The sequence below is a fragment of the Vibrio sp. Vb0304 genome (genome assembly GCF_033338995.1).
Lineage (GTDB): Bacteria > Pseudomonadota > Gammaproteobacteria > Enterobacterales > Vibrionaceae > Vibrio > Vibrio alginolyticus.
In genome coordinates this window covers 1-15527 of sequence record NZ_JAWOTT010000015.1, presented here as the reverse complement: position 1 = coordinate 15527, position 15527 = coordinate 1, and the positions used below count along the sequence as shown (strand labels likewise).

General features: G+C 47.3%; 17 protein-coding genes. 8 read left to right on the top strand and 9 right to left on the bottom strand.

All coding sequences use genetic code 11. From position 1 onward, the window contains the following. Nucleotides 1-19: 19 nt before the first annotated feature. The 6 genes from R7P35_RS16860 to def all read right to left on the bottom strand — a co-directional run bounded on the left by R7P35_RS16860 (nucleotide 20) and on the right by def (nucleotide 6389). Nucleotides 20-604, bottom strand: a complete 585-nt coding sequence (locus R7P35_RS16860; RefSeq protein ID WP_025768917.1) for a DUF3157 family protein — start codon at nucleotides 602-604, stop codon at nucleotides 20-22. A gap of 26 nt (nucleotides 605-630) precedes the next feature. Next, nucleotides 631-2076 carry a TrkH family potassium uptake protein gene (locus R7P35_RS16855; RefSeq protein ID WP_318092382.1) on the bottom strand — a complete coding sequence of 482 codons (1446 nt, stop codon included), beginning with the start codon at nucleotides 2074-2076 and terminating at the stop codon, nucleotides 631-633. Nucleotides 2077-2085: 9 nt separating this feature from the next. After that, the gene (gene trkA / locus R7P35_RS16850; RefSeq protein WP_005379062.1) at nucleotides 2086-3462 is read right to left on the bottom strand and encodes a Trk system potassium transporter TrkA; all 1377 of its coding nucleotides are present in this window, start codon (nucleotides 3460-3462) and stop codon (nucleotides 2086-2088) included. 63 nt (nucleotides 3463-3525) lie between these two features. Further along, entirely contained in the window at nucleotides 3526-4809 is a 1284-nt protein-coding gene (gene rsmB, locus R7P35_RS16845; protein ID WP_017821576.1) for a 16S rRNA (cytosine(967)-C(5))-methyltransferase RsmB, read from the bottom strand. An 80-nt stretch (nucleotides 4810-4889) separates the two neighbouring features. After that, nucleotides 4890-5837, bottom strand: coding sequence for a methionyl-tRNA formyltransferase (gene fmt, locus R7P35_RS16840; protein WP_318092380.1), 948 nt, complete (start codon nucleotides 5835-5837; stop codon nucleotides 4890-4892). Between the two features lie 33 nt (nucleotides 5838-5870). Further along, nucleotides 5871-6389, bottom strand: coding sequence for a peptide deformylase (gene def / locus R7P35_RS16835; protein WP_005379068.1), 519 nt, complete (start codon nucleotides 6387-6389; stop codon nucleotides 5871-5873). A 138-nt stretch (nucleotides 6390-6527) separates the two neighbouring features. Here def and R7P35_RS16830 point away from each other — a divergent pair, with 138 nt between their 5' ends. The 4 genes from R7P35_RS16830 to R7P35_RS16815 all read left to right on the top strand — a co-directional run bounded on the left by R7P35_RS16830 (nucleotide 6528) and on the right by R7P35_RS16815 (nucleotide 9843). After that, complete coding sequence (locus R7P35_RS16830; protein WP_042523883.1) at nucleotides 6528-7622, top strand: LysM peptidoglycan-binding domain-containing protein; 1095 nt, start codon at nucleotides 6528-6530, stop codon at nucleotides 7620-7622. Then, complete coding sequence (gene dprA, locus R7P35_RS16825; protein ID WP_042523881.1) at nucleotides 7606-8715, top strand: DNA-processing protein DprA; 1110 nt, start codon at nucleotides 7606-7608, stop codon at nucleotides 8713-8715. Before R7P35_RS16830 ends, dprA begins: the two co-directional genes overlap by 17 nt. A 2-nt stretch (nucleotides 8716-8717) precedes the next feature. After that, nucleotides 8718-9197 carry a DUF494 family protein gene (locus tag R7P35_RS16820; RefSeq protein WP_005379074.1) on the top strand — a complete coding sequence of 160 codons (480 nt, stop codon included), beginning with the start codon at nucleotides 8718-8720 and terminating at the stop codon, nucleotides 9195-9197. 76 nt (nucleotides 9198-9273) lie between these two features. Continuing rightward, on the top strand, nucleotides 9274-9843 hold the full coding sequence (locus R7P35_RS16815; protein ID WP_017821580.1) for a type I DNA topoisomerase: 570 nt from the start codon (nucleotides 9274-9276) through the stop codon (nucleotides 9841-9843). Nucleotides 9844-9908: 65 nt separating this feature from the next. On the opposite strand, the gene R7P35_RS16810 is transcribed toward R7P35_RS16815, so the two are convergent. Next, nucleotides 9909-11042: a 5-(carboxyamino)imidazole ribonucleotide synthase gene (locus R7P35_RS16810; RefSeq protein ID WP_213877845.1), complete on the bottom strand. Its 1134-nt coding sequence runs from the start codon at nucleotides 11040-11042 to the stop codon at nucleotides 9909-9911. Nucleotides 11043-11046: 4 nt separating this feature from the next. After that, nucleotides 11047-11532: a 5-(carboxyamino)imidazole ribonucleotide mutase gene (gene purE, locus R7P35_RS16805; RefSeq protein WP_005379082.1), complete on the bottom strand. Its 486-nt coding sequence runs from the start codon at nucleotides 11530-11532 to the stop codon at nucleotides 11047-11049. Nucleotides 11533-11731: 199 nt separating this feature from the next. Between purE and R7P35_RS16800 the strand changes: the two genes are divergently transcribed. The 4 genes from R7P35_RS16800 (at nucleotide 11732) to R7P35_RS16785 (ending at nucleotide 14456) form a co-directional block, all read left to right on the top strand. Beyond that, nucleotides 11732-12289, top strand: a complete 558-nt coding sequence (locus R7P35_RS16800) for an L-threonylcarbamoyladenylate synthase (protein WP_005379084.1) — start codon at nucleotides 11732-11734, stop codon at nucleotides 12287-12289. Nucleotides 12290-12336: 47 nt separating this feature from the next. Continuing rightward, the gene (gene hemF, locus R7P35_RS16795) at nucleotides 12337-13254 is read left to right on the top strand and encodes an oxygen-dependent coproporphyrinogen oxidase (protein ID WP_065274969.1); all 918 of its coding nucleotides are present in this window, start codon (nucleotides 12337-12339) and stop codon (nucleotides 13252-13254) included. Between the two features lie 101 nt (nucleotides 13255-13355). Continuing rightward, entirely contained in the window at nucleotides 13356-14189 is an 834-nt protein-coding gene (gene aroE, locus R7P35_RS16790; protein ID WP_213877846.1) for a shikimate dehydrogenase, read from the top strand. Nucleotides 14190-14192: 3 nt separating this feature from the next. After that, on the top strand, nucleotides 14193-14456 hold the full coding sequence (locus tag R7P35_RS16785; protein WP_005379090.1) for a DUF1488 domain-containing protein: 264 nt from the start codon (nucleotides 14193-14195) through the stop codon (nucleotides 14454-14456). Nucleotides 14457-14463: 7 nt separating this feature from the next. Here the strand turns inward: R7P35_RS16785 and R7P35_RS16780 are convergent, their stop codons facing one another. Then, the gene (locus R7P35_RS16780; protein ID WP_033906568.1) at nucleotides 14464-15012 is read right to left on the bottom strand and encodes a gamma carbonic anhydrase family protein; all 549 of its coding nucleotides are present in this window, start codon (nucleotides 15010-15012) and stop codon (nucleotides 14464-14466) included. Nucleotides 15013-15527: the final 515 nt, after the last annotated feature.

Here is a 15527-nt window from a genome sequence, read left to right as displayed (position 1 = left end):
AAAGAATATTAAACACGTATTAGCGAGTTTTTACCTCTAGCACTTTGGCAGAAAACTGGTATTGCTGTGATTGCGGTACAGCCAATTTAATGCTCTTACCTTGCTCCGCTTGCTGAGGTCGCAGGTAGGTATCCGCCATGCGCTTGATGGATTGCCAAACAGTCACGTTTTCTTTTGCCAGTTGCTGACCAGACATATCAAACACTTGCACCTCAACTTCCACTTGAATGACAGATTGAGAGCTTTGGTTAGTGATTGATGTAGGTAAAACAAGCTCACCGCTTTGATAGCTTGCTGAACCAATCAATACATCCACACCTGAATCTGATAGCTGCATGGTTGGCTTTTTGGCGTTTACCACCACGGTCGTGCCAACGGTTTTCGTTATCACTGGGATTGTCGCAATCGCAGGAGCTGCGATTGTTTCAACTACGCTTGCTGTTGTTTGTGTCTCCGTCGCTTGCTGCGCCGGTTTTTTCATGACGTACTCCCAGGTAAAGTCATCGTTCAACTTCACTTCTCGACCATCGGCTAAAGTGATGACCTCGGCGGCGTATGTGGATGAGGCGGCAAGTAGGGTCGCCAGAGTAATCCATGTTTTCATTGTTATACCTTTTAATTAGAGTCTGCTTAGCGGCGCCAAAACGCAGGAAAGAACAGTACAAGAATAGTCAGAATTTCCAAGCGGCCCATTAACATCCCAAAGCTTAAGAGCCATTTGGCAGTATCGGGCAGAGGCGCGAAGTTGCCTGTCGGGCCAATCACACTGCCCATACCAGGGCCAACATTGGCAACGGCGGTGATTGAGCCAGAAATACTGGTCACAGGGTCGAGGCCTAGTGCACTTAAACAACCCGCGATAAAGATAATAGTGATAAAAAACATCAAGCCAAATGCCACCACTGAGCGAACAATATCATCATTCACCGGTCGCTGGTTATAACGCTGTACAAACACTCCTGAAGGGTGAATCAACTTCATCATTTGTTTGTTTAGCAGCGTCATTGCAATTTGGAAGCGGAAGATTTTGATCCCGCCAGACGTTGAGCCTGAGCATGCCCCCGCCATCATTAAGAATGCGAAAAGAGTGGTGGGTAATGCGCCCCATGCGGTGAAGTCTTCTAAGCCAAAGCCAGTTGTGGTGACGACAGAGACAATATTAAACATCGACACTCGCAGGGCATCCAAAATGGTGTACCCATCTCGAATCACTAACCAAGCTGAAATCACTAAGCTTGAGAATACGAACAGGTACGCAAATCCTCTAACTTGAGCGTCGTTAACCAACACATCAATACGGCGTTTACGTAACGCGGCGATAAAGAGCAAAAACGGCAAACCACCTAAGAACATAAAGGTAGTGGCCACCCAATGTGCGCCATTAGAGAAGTGGTTCATTGACCCATCAGATGTAGAGTATCCACCCGTCGATAGCGTAGTAAAGGCATGGTTGGTTGCTTCGAACAGGTTCATGCCGGTGATCAAGTAGCCCAAAATACATAGGCCCGTTAGCATCAAATAAACCGCTACGATGTTTTTGGCGACCGTTTTCGCTCTTGGACTACTTTTATCCGACCAATCTGATGATTCGGTTTGGAATAGCTTCATACCACCGACATTCAGCATAGGTAACACTGCTACCGCCATCACGATAAAACCAATGCCACCAAGCCATTGTAAAATAGAGCGCCACAGCAATATGCTCGGCGCCATGTTGTCTAGGCCACTGAGCACCGTTGAGCCCGTCGTGGTGATACCCGACATCGTTTCGAAGTAGGCGTCGGTGAAGCTGATGTGGTTGATAAACACAAATGGCAAGGCGGCAAACGCACTCGCGATGGTCCAAACCAAACTGGTGATGAGGAACATATCGCGTACGCTGAGTTTGAACTTGGCGGTTCGACCTATCGTTAGGCAGATGAAGGCGGCAAGGTGCGTGATCACAACGGCTTGGGCGAAATCGAGGAATCCCCCCGTACCGGTAAAGAAAGCGACCAAAGTCGGCACGTACATAAACAGGGCCAGTTTGGATAAAACTAGCCCGATAACAAACAGTACGGGACGTAAGTTGACCATAGGAAAATCCTAGAGGAAGAATGGACTCGGCTGGAATAGCGCTTCGACGTCTGATACGTATTTTTTGTTGACCAGGAACATCACCACATGGTCATCCTGTTCGATGACCGTACGGTCGTGGGCAATAAGAACTTCTTCGCCACGAACGATAGCACCAATGGTGGTCCCAGGTGGAAGCTTTATATCTCCAATCGCACGTCCAACCACTTTAGATGTACTTTCATCACCGTGAGCGACGGCTTCAATCGCTTCCGCAGCGCCGCGGCGAAGTGAGGACACGTTTACGATATCAGCGCGACGAACGTGCGTTAGCAAGGCTGAAATAGTGGCTTGCTGAGGTGAGATTGCTACATCAATTACGCCGCCTTGTACCAGGTCTACATAAGCGCCACGTTGGATCAGCACCATCACTTTTTTAGCGCCCATGCGTTTTGCCAACATTGCAGACATGATGTTGGTTTCATCTTCGTTGGTCAGCGCGATGAAGACGTCGACTTGGTCGATGTTCTCTTCCGAGAGAAGCTCTTGGTCTGCCGCATCACCGCAGAACACGATGGTGTTTTCTAGTTGCTCAGAGAGCTTTTCTGCACGCTGGTAGTTACGCTCAATCAGCTTCACGCTGTAAGTTTGCTCTAGGCGTTTTGCCAAGCTTGCGCCGATGTTACCCCCGCCAACAATCATGATGCGGCGGTACGGTTTTTCTAGGCGCTGAAGCTCACTCATCACTGAGCGAATATGATTACTTGCTGCAACGAAGAACACTTCATCGTCGGCTTCAATGATGGTGGTACCTTGTGGGCGAATCGGACGGCCTTGACGGAAAATCGCCGCCACACGGGTATCAATGTGCGGCATGTGCTCACGCAAAGCAGACAACGCATTACCCACCAGCGGGCCACCATAGTAGGCTTTCACCGCCACTAGGCTGACTTTCTGTTCAGCAAAGCTCACCACTTGCAGCGCGCCTGGGTATTGGATCAGACGTTCGATGTAGCTCGTGACGAGTTCTTCTGGTGCGATAAGGTGATCAACAGGAATGGCGCCAGATTTAAACAGGGCTTCTTTTTCTGCCAAGTATTCTGGAGAGCGAATACGCGCAACGCGGTTTGGGGTATTGAATAGAGTGAACGCGACCTGACAGGCGGCCATGTTGGTTTCATCAGTGTTGGTTACTGCGACGAGCATATCGGCGTCTTGCGCGCCAGCTTCGTGTAGCACGTCTGGATGGCTCGCATGGCCATTGACCACACGTAGGTCGTATTTGTCCTGCAATTCACGCAGTCGGTCGGCATTATTGTCGACGATGGTGATGTCGTTGTTTTCACCCACTAGGTTTTCTGCCAGTGTGCCGCCAACCTGACCTGCACCAAGAATAATGATCTTCATACTCTTTTCTCGTATCTGAAAAAGGCGATTGAAATCACTTCAATCGCCCTATTTAGCATGCTGTTACGCGTGTGTTTTAGTTAGTACTGCGTAGTAGAAACCATCCATATCTTCTTCGCCTGGTAGAATTTGACGACCAGGCTGGTCGGGATCAGAATCCAGCAGTTGCGCATCCGCGGTACGTGCTAAAAACGCTTTTACTTGCTCCACGTTTTCTTGCGGTGTGATTGAACAAGTCGCGTAAACCATGGTGCCGCCGGGCTTCAGTTGCGTCCACATGGCATCAAAAATTTCACTTTGCAGCTCTGCTAATGCGGTGATGTCGTCTGCACGACGTAGCCATTTGATGTCTGGGTGACGACGAATCACGCCAGTCGCAGAACATGGGGCATCCAGCAAAATGCGATCAAATTGCTCGCCTTGCCACCATTCTTGTGGATTACGCGCATCACCGCAAACCACTTTTGCCTGAAGGTTGAGACGCTTCAGGTTTTCATGCACACGTTTCAAGCGTGTGTCGTCGCAGTCAATCGCGACCACTTCACTGCCTGACGTGCGCTCTAGAATGTGCGCCGTCTTGCCACCTGGCGCTGCACAGCAATCTAAAATCAGTTCGCCGTCTTGTGGTTTTAGATAGTTGATCGAGAGCTGCGCCGCCGCATCTTGGACCGAAACCCAACCTTTTTCAAAACCAGGTAGCTTCATCACGTCACATGGTGCGGCCAATTTTATGGCGTCCATTGCTTCTGTGTGTGGCGTGCTATCAATGTTTTCATTTTTGAGCAGCGCAAGGTATTCATCACGAGTGTGGTGTTGATGGTTCACACGCAGCCACATTGGTGCTTTTTGGTTGTTCGCTTCAACAATGCTTTCCCATTGCTGTGGGTAGGCCTCTTGCAGCAGTTTTAGTAACCAGCTTGGGTGACCGTACTTGCCAGCGTTGTTGCTGACGGCCATTTGGTCGAGTTCTTCTTGGTTGCGCTGGTAGTTACGCAATACCGCGTTAATCAAACCACGCAGACGAGGACCTTTCAGCTCTTTAGTGCCTTCAACCGTTTCACCGACAGCTGCGTGCGCAGGAATGCGCATGAAGCTCAGTTGGTAAATACCAACCAGAATTAGGTGATGGAATACACGTTGTTTGCCTTTTAGCGGCTTATCCATCAATTGGTTTGCGATCATTTCTAGGCGAGGTAGGTAACGTAGCGCACCGTAACAGATCTCTTGTAACAGAGCGTGGTCACGAGGTCGTACCGTTTGTTGAGCCGCTGGAAGAGCGCTTGAAAGTGAGTGGCCCTTGTCGACGACAAGATACAGGACGTTAGCAGCCGCAGCGCGAACATTCATGATGAGTACCTTAAAGTAAAGGAGGGCATCTCTGCCCTCTAAAAGTTCGTATAATCGGGGATAATAACCCCTAGTATGGCTTAAACCAGCAGAGTGCCAACTTCAAACCAAGCCGCACGCGAATTCAGAATATCCTGAACTGACATGGCTTTTTTGCCCGGAACTTGCAGTTGCTCTAGCACCAGTACGCCGTTGCCTGTCGCAACATAAATACCGGTTTTATCTGCTTGTACGATGGTGCCGGCTGGCTTGTCACTGGTTTGCTCTGCCACACGGCTTTGCCATACTTTGATGCTGTTTTCTGCCGCCTCAAAGTGGCTCATTGGCCATGGGTTAAATGCACGAACGCAGCGCTCAATGTGCGCCGCATCGTCGTTCCAGTTGATGCGTGCTTCTTCTTTGCTGAGCTTTTTCGCATAGTTCGCTAGCTCATCGTCTTGCTTCACTGGCACTGCTTTACCCGCAGCAATGTCTACTAGGCAGTCAATCAGGGCTTCTGGACCAAGCTCAGCCAATTTTTCGTACATTGAAGCGCTGGTATCTGTCGCTTCGATTTGCAGAGTTGCAATCTTCAGCATATCACCAGTGTCGAGACCGATGTCCATCTGCATGATGGTCACGCCAGTTTCTGCATCGCCCGCCCAAATAGAGCGTTGGATTGGAGCCGCACCACGCCAACGAGGTAGGATAGAACCATGTACGTTGATACAACCCAGTTTAGGGGTATCAAGAACCGCTTGTGGCAGCAGCATACCGTACGCCACGACAACCATGAGGTCGGCGTTCAGATCGGCAAGTTCTTGTTTCGCTTCGTCGGACTTAAAGCTTTCAGGTTGGTAAACCGGGATATTGTGTTCTAGCGCCAGTTGTTTTACCGGTGGCGCAGCCATTTTTTTGCCACGACCCGCTGGACGATCTGGGTTTGTGTAAACCGCGATGACTTCATGCTCCGAAGACAACAACGCCGCCAAGTGACGGGCGGCGAAATCCGGAGTACCTGCAAAGACAATTCGTAAAGACTGACTCAAGGTAGACTTCCTTCTAATTGGTATGGTTCGAGATTAAGCGTTTTGCTGCTTCTCGTTAAAGCGTTTGATTTTCGCTAGCTTGTCCTGAATGCGTTTGCGTTTCAGTGGCGATAGGTAATCCACGAACAGCTTACCTTGTAAGTGATCAAGCTCGTGTTGAACACAAATCGCTAGCAGGTCGTCGGCTTCAAAGGTGAACTCTTTGCCATCACGATCCAGTGCTTTAACGGTAACTTCTGCAGCGCGAGGCACAAGTGCGCGCGCACCTGGTACCGACAGACAGCCTTCTTCGATGCCATCTTCGCCACGCTTTTCCAGAATCTCAGGGTTGATTAGCACCATCGGCTCATCGCGAGTTTCTGAAATATCAATCACTACGATACGTTTGTGGATATCAACCTGCGTTGCAGCAAGGCCAATACCTTCTTCGTCGTACATGGTTTCAATCATGTCATCGACGATTTTTTGAATCTCAGGTGTCACCGCTTCAACAGGCTTTGCGACTGTGCGCAGGCGATCATCCGGGAATGTTAATACTTGTAATACAGACATATTCACTCGAAATATTGAACTGTGCCGAAACAGCACAAACCTTGTTGGCTCAATTCTAGACATTTTATAGCCTAAATGACAGCATCCTTGCACCAATTTCCATTCTGGTTCCTGCTTAATAGACCAAGGACGAGGGTCATGAATCGAATTTTCCGCAACGTTGCCAGTGTTACGTTGCCGTTACTTTTCTCTTTCAACGCTGTAGCAAATGTGGATGCGAACCCACTGACTGTTAAAGATGATGCGCCACAAACATATGTAGTTGTGAAGGGCGATACGCTATGGGATATTTCGGCCATGTACTTAGATAGCCCGTGGTTGTGGCCTCGTTTATGGCAAGTAAACCCGGAAATCGATAACCCTCATTTAATTTATCCCGGTGACAAGCTGTCTTTGGTGTGGATTAACGGTCAGCCCGTGTTGAGCCTAAAACCGGTTAAGAAGCTGAGCCCGAAAGCTCGCATCACAGAAAAGAAAGCCGTACCAACGGTCGCGGAAGGTTTGGTGATGCCTTACCTTAAATCGGATCGGTTGCTAGATAAAGATTCGTTGAACAGAGCAGCAAAAGTGATGGGTAGCAGCAAAGGCAGTAAGTATCTGACTGCAGGAGATGTGCTGTATATCAATGGCAATCAGACCGCGACAGGTTGGGCTATTTATCGACCAGTAGCTACCTTTTCGCGTGACGATGTGTCCGAAGAGATTACCGCGCTGCGTTTGATTGCCAAAGGCGAGCTCGTTGAAGCTTCGAGTGATTATTCAGGTTTGAAGCTTACATCGCAAATGCAAGAAATCCTACGTAACGATATCGCGTTGCCAAATCAATCGGTTGAGAATACTGACTTCACGACTACGTTCTATCCGCTGCCGTCGCCACAAGGCAGTTCTGCAAAGTTGCTAGGTAATATCGAAGGTATTCGCTTTAGTTCAACTAACCAAGTCGTGGTGATTGATAAAGGCACGTCAGACAATCTCAAGCAAGGCAGTGTGTTTGATTTAAAAGAAGACGCGCACCCAGTTTACAAAGACGGCGATGAGTTCAAGAAAGAGTTTGGCGTGCTTGATAAGAAAATTACTTTGCCTCAAAGCAAAGTTGGTGAGTTGCTGGTCATTCGTCCTTATGAGTACTTTAGCTTGGCACTGATCACTAACAGTACGAAACCCATTAACCAAGATATTTCGGTGGTGTCACCGTTGGCGGACGAATTAACCATCGATGAATCGACGAAATAACGATGATCTCGATGCCTGGTTAAAACTGAGTTGTTTACCAGGCATTGGCGGCGTCAAAATGAATAAGCTACTGGCAAGAGACACGCCACGTAACATCGTAAACTTCTCTCCTGAACAGCTACAACAACTTGGGTTAACAACTAAGCAAATTCAAGCTTGGGCTTCAACAGATAAAGAAGTCGATGCTTGTTTAAGTTGGCTTGAGGCTTCTACAAATCATCATATCCTGACACTGACTGACCCGTGTTATCCACCTCAGCTCAAACAAATCGTTGCACCGCCACCTCTACTTTTTGTTCAAGGAAATCCTACTTGTCTTTCTCAGCCACAAATCGCGATGGTTGGAAGTCGAAATGCGAGTATTGATGGATTACAGCATGCACGTCAGTTTGCTGCAGAGTTTGTTCAGCACGATTTTATTGTCACCAGTGGTCTCGCTTTAGGCATTGATGGTCATGCGCATGATGGTGCGTTGCAAGCGGGTGGTAAGACGATTGCGGTGCTAGGATCTGGCTTAGCAAATATTTATCCGGCACGTCATCGTGGTTTAGCGCAACGTGTTATTGAACACGGGGCTTTGGTGTCTGAGTTTCGGCCTAATGCCAAGCCGCGCCCAGAAAACTTCCCGCGTCGTAATCGTATTATTAGTGGATTATCGCTTGGTGTACTGGTCGTCGAGGCGGCGAAAAAGAGCGGCTCGTTAATTACAGCTCGTTACGCGCTTGAGCAAGGTCGAGAAGTATTTGCGCTGCCAGCGTCAATCAATGCCCCCAATGCCTGCGGTGGAAACCAGTTGATACGTCATGGCGCTTGCCTCGTAGAAAAGACGAAAGATGTCTTAGATGAAATACAGTCCTTGCTTGATTGGTCTATTAATCAGAGTACCGATTTATTTTCTACGTTAAATGATGAAGAAGAATTGCCATTTCCTCAGCTGTTAGCTAACGTAGGAAGTGAAGCTACACCGGTTGATATTCTTGCAAACAGGACCAATATACCTGTCCAAGAAGTCATGATGCAGCTCTTAGAGTTAGAACTCTCTGGGCATGTCGTTGCGGTTTCAGGTGGCTATATTCGAAAGGGGAGGGGCTAGCTATGATGATGGATATACTGATGTATCTATTCGAAACCTACATCCATAGCGATGCAGAGTTACAGGTCGAACAAGACGAGTTGGAAGAAGAGTTGCTTCGTGCAGGCTTCCAACAAAAAGATATCTACAAAGCCCTTGTCTGGTTAGAAGAGCTTGCCGCATTGCAGCAAAGTGACACCTCTTCTGCAATCTCGACTTGCATGGCTTCGTCATCAACTCGTATCTACACAGCGAAAGAGATGCAGCGTTTAGATTTGGAATGCCGAGGGTTTCTATTGTTTCTCGAGCAAATCAATGTGTTAACCACAGAAACTCGCGAAATGGTGATTGACCGAGTGATGGGATTAGAAACGAGTGAGTTTGAGCTTGAAGACCTCAAATGGATCATTCTGATGGTGCTGTTTAATGTGCCTGGCAACGAAAACGCTTACACGCTAATGGAAGAGCTGTTGTACACCAAGGAACAAGGGATTCTTCACTAACCATCTGGGCAAGTTCGAGTTTAGCTAGAATAAACGCGAGCTTGTCTTTTTGTGTGTTTTTCACGAAACGGTAAGTATGAGTAGTAAAATCGACAACACCCTTTTCTCTGCCCATGAACACGCTTTGGAACACGAGCCGTGTCCAAAATGTGGTGGTGAGCTGACTCTCAAGCACGGAAAACATGGCCCATTTCTCGGCTGTAACCATTACCCAAGCTGTGATTACATTAAACCGCTACACAGCAATGATGGTCACATCGTGAAAGAGTTGGGTGTGCCTTGTCCTGAGTGTGGCAATGAGTTGGTTCTCCGCCAAGGGCGCTACGGTATGTTCGTTGGTTGTAGCCATTACCCGGCTTGTCATCATATTGAGTCGATTAATCAACCAGAGCCAGAGGCGCAGTCACAAGAGCAACACGCTTGCCCTGAATGTGGCAAAGGACATTTGGTTGAGCGTAAAACCCGATTTGGCAAAACATTCTACGCGTGTGATAACTACCCTAAATGCAAATTTGCTGTGAACCTTGCTCCGGTCAAGGGGCGATGCGAAGAATGTGGTTTTACTTTGTTGGTGGAGAAGAAACTCGCCAGTGGTGTGAAATTGCAATGTGCCAACCGTAAGTGCCAGCACACCCAACAAGGGTAAATACATCAAAGGAATTAAAAAGGGTCGCATCGTGCGACCCTTTTTTTATTTTTTGCTGCCAAACGTTAGTGTTGAGGCTGTTTAGCGAACGCTTGCACGGCTGGGAAAGCTATTGGGTCTAAGATGTCTGCCAGAGCGCACAACCTACGGTGCAATTCTCCTGGGTAGTCGCCACACACGTTGATGTGTCCCATCTTGCGACCTGCACGTTTCTCTTTGCCATACCAATGAATGTGGCAACCATCCATTAATAACAATGCTTCTGGTAGTGTGTCTTCACCAAGAATATTAATCATTGAGGTTTCACGAACCAATTTCGTACTGCCTAATGGTAAGCCGCACACTGCGCGCAGATGGTTTTCAAACTGACACGTTTCTGCACCTTGCTGTGTCCAGTGACCAGAGTTGTGCACGCGTGGAGCAATCTCATTCACTAAAAGTGCCCCATCGACATCAAAGAACTCAAGCGCTAATACGCCAACGTAATCTAGGCTATCTGCGACTGCCGTGAACATTTGCTTTGCTTGTTCCTGTAACCCTGGCGCATCAATCGCAGTAGAAAGACTCAATACACCGTTGGTGTGGACGTTCTCTGCCAGAGGATACACTTCCACACTGCCATCTTTGCTTCGAGCACCAACCAGTGATACTTCGCGGTTAAAAGGAACAAACTCTTCAGCAACAATCGCTTGAGTTGGTGTTGCCGCGATGCACTCTGCCATCTCAGTCCAAATGTCGTCGACTTGAGAAGCTTCTTTTAAGCGCCATTGGCCTTTACCATCGTAACCACCTAATGCACTTTTCAGAACCATTGGCATACCAACGTGTTCAATTGCGCGCTCAAAGTCTTCACGAGTTTCAATGACGTAGTATTTCGCGTTGCGCACGCCAGCATCATCAAGCAGTGCTTTTTCAATACGGCGATCACCACCTGCTTTGATGGCTTGCGTACTTGGTAGGAACTTGCCGCTCGCTTCGCAAACCTTGAGCACGTCATGTGGAATATGCTCGAACTCGGCAGTAATCACATCAACTTGCGTAATCGCATTTTCCAAGCCATGGCCAAGTACCTGTTGAGTTAAAGGGTGAACGACATCACAGCTGGTGACATCGTAAGCTGAAATTTGAATATTCAGTGGCGCACCAGCCAGAGACATCATACGAGCCAACTGACCCGCACCAAGAACCAGTACATGCATCTGATTAATCCTCTGCAGGGTTTGGATTTGCGAGAACTGTTTCCGTTTGCTCATTACGGAATGCTTCTACCTTCGCCATGATGTTTTCATCATGAGTGCCTAGGATTTGCGCTGCTAGGATACCGGCGTTTGCTGCGCCCGCTTCGCCAATCGCCAATGTACCAACCGCAATTCCCTTTGGCATCTGTACAATAGAAAGCAGTGAATCCATACCTTTCAGTGCACGAGACTGAACGGGAACCCCAAGCACTGGCAAACTAGTAAACGCCGCCGCCATACCTGGTAGGTGGGCTGCACCACCTGCGCCTGCGATGATAACTTTGATGCCGCGTTCTTTTGCGCCACTGGCGTAGTCAGCCAGTAATTGAGGAGTTCGGTGTGCTGACACGACTTTTGTTTCGTAAGGCACGCCAAATTGGTCTAGCATGTCCGCTGCTAGTTTCATGGTTGGCCAATCGGATTTAGAACCCATGATGATACCGACTTTCATCTCAAACTCCTTTAAGCTGCAAAAATTAGGTGAGCTATAAATTTGTGCGCATTATACGGGGATTTTTATCTCAAGCAAACGTTTGCGTCTTGTTGTTGGCGCTATTGATACATTTTATAAAAAAATTGCTTTAGTGTCTGAGAATGAATATTTGTACACTTAGTGAAAACAACACAGTCAAACAAATAGGAAGTAATCGGTGGATAACTTTGAACAAGTGCTCAATGCACTCAAGCAAGGCGAAGTGATTGCCTATCCAACAGAAGGGGTTTTTGGTGTCGGATGTGATCCAGATAACCCAGAAGCAATTCAAAAGCTATTAGAGCTCAAGCAGCGTCCGGTAGAAAAAGGGCTGATTCTAATCGCGGCAAGTTATGATCAGCTCTTGCCTTATATTGATGAATCTCAGTTGACTGAAGAACAATTACAGACTGTTCATGCCACTTGGCCAGGCCCATACACTTGGATCATGCCAGCGAGCGATAAAGTATCCAACTGGGTTTCAGGGCAGTTTGATTCAATTGCGGTTCGTGTGACTGATCATCCTTTGGTGCAAAAAATGTGTAATGCATTCGGAAAGCCGTTAACCTCTACCAGCGCGAATCTTTCCGGCTTACCACCGTGTATGACCACGGAAGAAGTCGAAGAGCAGTTGGGTGATAAGCTGGTCGCCATTCTTCGTGGCGAGACCAGCGGTCGTGATAAACCCAGCGAGATTCGTGACGCCAAAACTTCACAAATATTAAGACAGGGTTAACCCTGCTAGCCAGCCATCATTAGGTTTCACGTAATAGGTAATAACGTATGTCAGCGATCGATAAGCACGCCGTAAAGCAGTTCTTGATGTCACTTCAGGACTCCATTTGTCAGCAGTTAGAACAAGAAGATGGAAAGGCCGTCTTTGTCGAAGATGCATGGCAACGTGAAAAAGGAGAGCGTCTGGGGGGCGGTGGTCGCTCACGTGTTTTGCGTGATGGCCTTGTTTTCGAGCAGGGAGGCGTGAACTTCTCGCATGTGGAAGGGAAAGAAATGCCAGCATCTGCGACAGCGCATCGCCCAGAGCTAGCGGGTCGTCGTTTTGAAGCGATGGGTGTTTCTTTGGTTATTCACCCTAAAAACCCTTACGTACCGACTTCACACGCCAATGTCCGATTCTTTATTGCAGAAAAAGATGGCGAAGACCCAATTTGGTGGTTTGGTGGTGGTTTTGACCTAACGCCGTTCTATCCATTTGAAGAAGATTGCCAATCATGGCACGACACTGCAAAACTGCTTTGTGCGCCATTTGGTGACGATGTTTACCAAGAGCATAAAGCATGGTGTGACAAATACTTCTTCCTACCACATCGTAATGAAACTCGCGGTGTTGGCGGTTTGTTCTTTGATGATCTAAACCAGTGGGAATTTGATAAGTGTTTTGCTTACATCAAAGCAGTCGGTGAAGGCTATTGCCAGGCTTACTTGCCGATCGTTTCTCGTCGTAAAGAGATCGAGTATGGTGAGCGTGAGCGTGAATTCCAACTATATCGTCGCGGCCGTTACGTAGAGTTCAACTTAGTGTATGACCGTGGTACCTTATTTGGTTTACAAAGTGGTGGGCGTACTGAGTCGATTCTGATGTCAATGCCGCCGCTCGCTCGCTGGGAGTACTGCTACGAGCCAGAAGCGGGATCGCCAGAAGCTGAACTTTACGAGCGATACCTAACGCCACGAGAGTGGTAAGCACGGAATCTCCTTTTCTATATAGATAGATAGTGATAGGGTCATCTGTAATCAGGTGGCCCTGTTTTCTCTATATCTAAGTAAGGAACAAAGGTAAGGAAATGACCCAGCAAATCGCTCGCTATGCCGTGTTTGGTAATCCTATCGGACACAGTAAGTCGCCATTCATTCACACCTTGTTTGCTCGTCAAACTAATCAATCTTTGGTGTACACCGCAGAAAGTGCACCGGTTGATGGTTTTATTGACGCGGCGAAGGTGTTTTTTGCTGAAGGTGGCAAGGGGTGTAACATCACTATGCCATTTAAAGAAGATGCTTATCAATTTGCTAGTCGATTGACAGAACGGGCTCAGTTAGCAGGCGCGGTAAATACCCTCAAGAAGTTAGACGATGGTGAAATCATCGGTGACAACACTGATGGTGCAGGTTTAGTGCAAGATCTGCTTCAGCATCAGGTTGTATTGGAAGGCGCGCGAATCCTAATTATTGGTGCTGGTGGTGCAGCTCGTGGTGTTATTAAGCCACTACTTGATCAAAAGCCGACCTCTTTAACCATTACCAACCGTACCTTTAGTAAAGCACAGGAGCTTGCAGAGCTGTTTGTCTCTCACGGTCCTATCCTCGCCAAAGAGATAGCAAGTATTGATGAAGAGTATGATGTCATCATTAACTCCACATCCGCTTCTCTTAGTGGTGAACTGCCGACTATTTCATCCTCCATCTTTGCCGCTAACAGTACAAGCTATGACATGATTTATGGCAAAGGGGTGACGAGCTTTAACTTATGGGCAAAAGAGAATGGTGCCGCTCATGCGTATGACGGTCTTGGAATGTTAGTTGGGCAGGCTGCGGAAAGCTTTATGCTCTGGCGTGGCTTACGTCCTGGTGCTAAACAAGTTCTCAGAGAACTAAGAAAGAACCTTGAAGGTCAATAAGCGATGAATCAATCCATCTTATTCCCAGATATTCAATCATGGGATGAAGTATCACAATCGGTAAACTTTTCGGCGCAACAATCAGGCGCACTAATAGAGTGCTTTGTGACGAAACAAAAGCTAGAAAAGCTCAGTGGTTCACTGATTGAAACTGAGCAAGCGGCAATTAAAGTGTTTACTGATTACCGATTCGACCTAGAAGAAATGGCTGAAGAGCTAATAGAAGATGAAGCCTTCAACGAAGAAGGCCATATCATCATCGGTTAACAGGGCTTTAGTTCAAGTCTTTTACTTCATTTAAGTAGTCGTTTTTGTTCTGCACATAGTTGTTGGCAGACTTTTGCAAGAAAGCTCGTTCTTTTTCTGATAGGGGGCGAGCTTGCTTTACTGGGCTTCCAACATATAAGTAGCCACTTTCTAATACTTTCCCAGGTGGCACTAAACTGCCTGCTCCGATCATCACCTCTGACTCAATTACAACAGCATCTAAAACAATAGCTCCCATACCAACCAAAACACGATCGTGGATCTGACAACCGTGCAGCATCACTTTGTGGCCAATCGTAACGTCATTACCAATAATCAATGGGTAGCCGTTTGGGTTTTCAGCGTTCTTATGGGTGACATGCAAAACACTGCCATCTTGAATATTCGTTCGATCACCAATGTGAATGTGGTTTACATCGCCTCGCGCTGCTACCAATGGCCAAATGCTAGAATCATCGCCAATTCGGATATCACCGACTAAAACAGAGGTTGGGTCAACGTAAACACGCTCACCAAGTTCAGGCTTTATACCTTTGTAGCTTCTCATTGAGCTCATCTTTTTTCCTTATTCAGGGCGATTACAGGGTGTATGGAGGTAGAATAGTAGTGAAAACTCGCCTTTTAGAATAAAAAACACCCAAACGATAAAAAAATCAAAAAAAACGAGAAAAAGGGCTTGCCAATGTGATCGCAATCTCTATAATGCCACCTCGCTGACACGGCAACGCTTTGAAGCTTAAGTTTCGAAAGTAAGAAGCCAAGTTAGCAAGCCAAATTAGCCAAGCAGAAACGCTTGAAGAAAGTTTGAAAAAAGTGATTGACACTAAACTTTAACTCGCTAAAATGGCCGTCCTGTTTTGAGTAAAGCTCAACAGGAAAGCTCTTTAACAATATAGACCTATCAATCTGTGTGGGCACTCGTTGATGATAATCCAATTAGAAGCTTCGGCTTCAAATTAGGTTTCAATGAAACGAAGTGACCATTGAATCTTCGGATTCAGCACAGTCAATTCAAACATTACTTTATGTAATGTTCAGTATTCATTGAGCCGAACAAAATCTTAAATTGAA

Excerpts from the sequence above, each read along its gene's own strand:
- R7P35_RS16820 (WP_005379074.1), top strand. The coding sequence starts at position 8,718 with ATGATGATGGATATACTGATGTATCTATTCGAAACCTACATCCATAGC.
- R7P35_RS16785 (WP_005379090.1), top strand. The coding sequence starts at position 14,193 with ATGAATCAATCCATCTTATTCCCAGATATTCAATCATGGGATGAAGTA.
- purE (WP_005379082.1), bottom strand. The coding sequence starts at position 11,532 with ATGAAAGTCGGTATCATCATGGGTTCTAAATCCGATTGGCCAACCATG.
- R7P35_RS16855 (WP_318092382.1), bottom strand. The coding sequence starts at position 2,076 with ATGGTCAACTTACGTCCCGTACTGTTTGTTATCGGGCTAGTTTTATCC.
- dprA (WP_042523881.1), top strand. The coding sequence starts at position 7,606 with ATGAATCGACGAAATAACGATGATCTCGATGCCTGGTTAAAACTGAGT.
- trkA (WP_005379062.1), bottom strand. The coding sequence starts at position 3,462 with ATGAAGATCATTATTCTTGGTGCAGGTCAGGTTGGCGGCACACTGGCA.
- aroE (WP_213877846.1), top strand. The coding sequence starts at position 13,356 with ATGACCCAGCAAATCGCTCGCTATGCCGTGTTTGGTAATCCTATCGGA.
- R7P35_RS16810 (WP_213877845.1), bottom strand. The coding sequence starts at position 11,042 with ATGCATGTACTGGTTCTTGGTGCGGGTCAGTTGGCTCGTATGATGTCT.
- R7P35_RS16780 (WP_033906568.1), bottom strand. The coding sequence starts at position 15,012 with ATGAGCTCAATGAGAAGCTACAAAGGTATAAAGCCTGAACTTGGTGAG.
- R7P35_RS16860 (WP_025768917.1), bottom strand. The coding sequence starts at position 604 with ATGAAAACATGGATTACTCTGGCGACCCTACTTGCCGCCTCATCCACA.
- hemF (WP_065274969.1), top strand. The coding sequence starts at position 12,337 with ATGTCAGCGATCGATAAGCACGCCGTAAAGCAGTTCTTGATGTCACTT.
- def (WP_005379068.1), bottom strand. The coding sequence starts at position 6,389 with ATGTCTGTATTACAAGTATTAACATTCCCGGATGATCGCCTGCGCACA.
- R7P35_RS16815 (WP_017821580.1), top strand. The coding sequence starts at position 9,274 with ATGAGTAGTAAAATCGACAACACCCTTTTCTCTGCCCATGAACACGCT.
- R7P35_RS16830 (WP_042523883.1), top strand. The coding sequence starts at position 6,528 with ATGAATCGAATTTTCCGCAACGTTGCCAGTGTTACGTTGCCGTTACTT.
- rsmB (WP_017821576.1), bottom strand. The coding sequence starts at position 4,809 with ATGAATGTTCGCGCTGCGGCTGCTAACGTCCTGTATCTTGTCGTCGAC.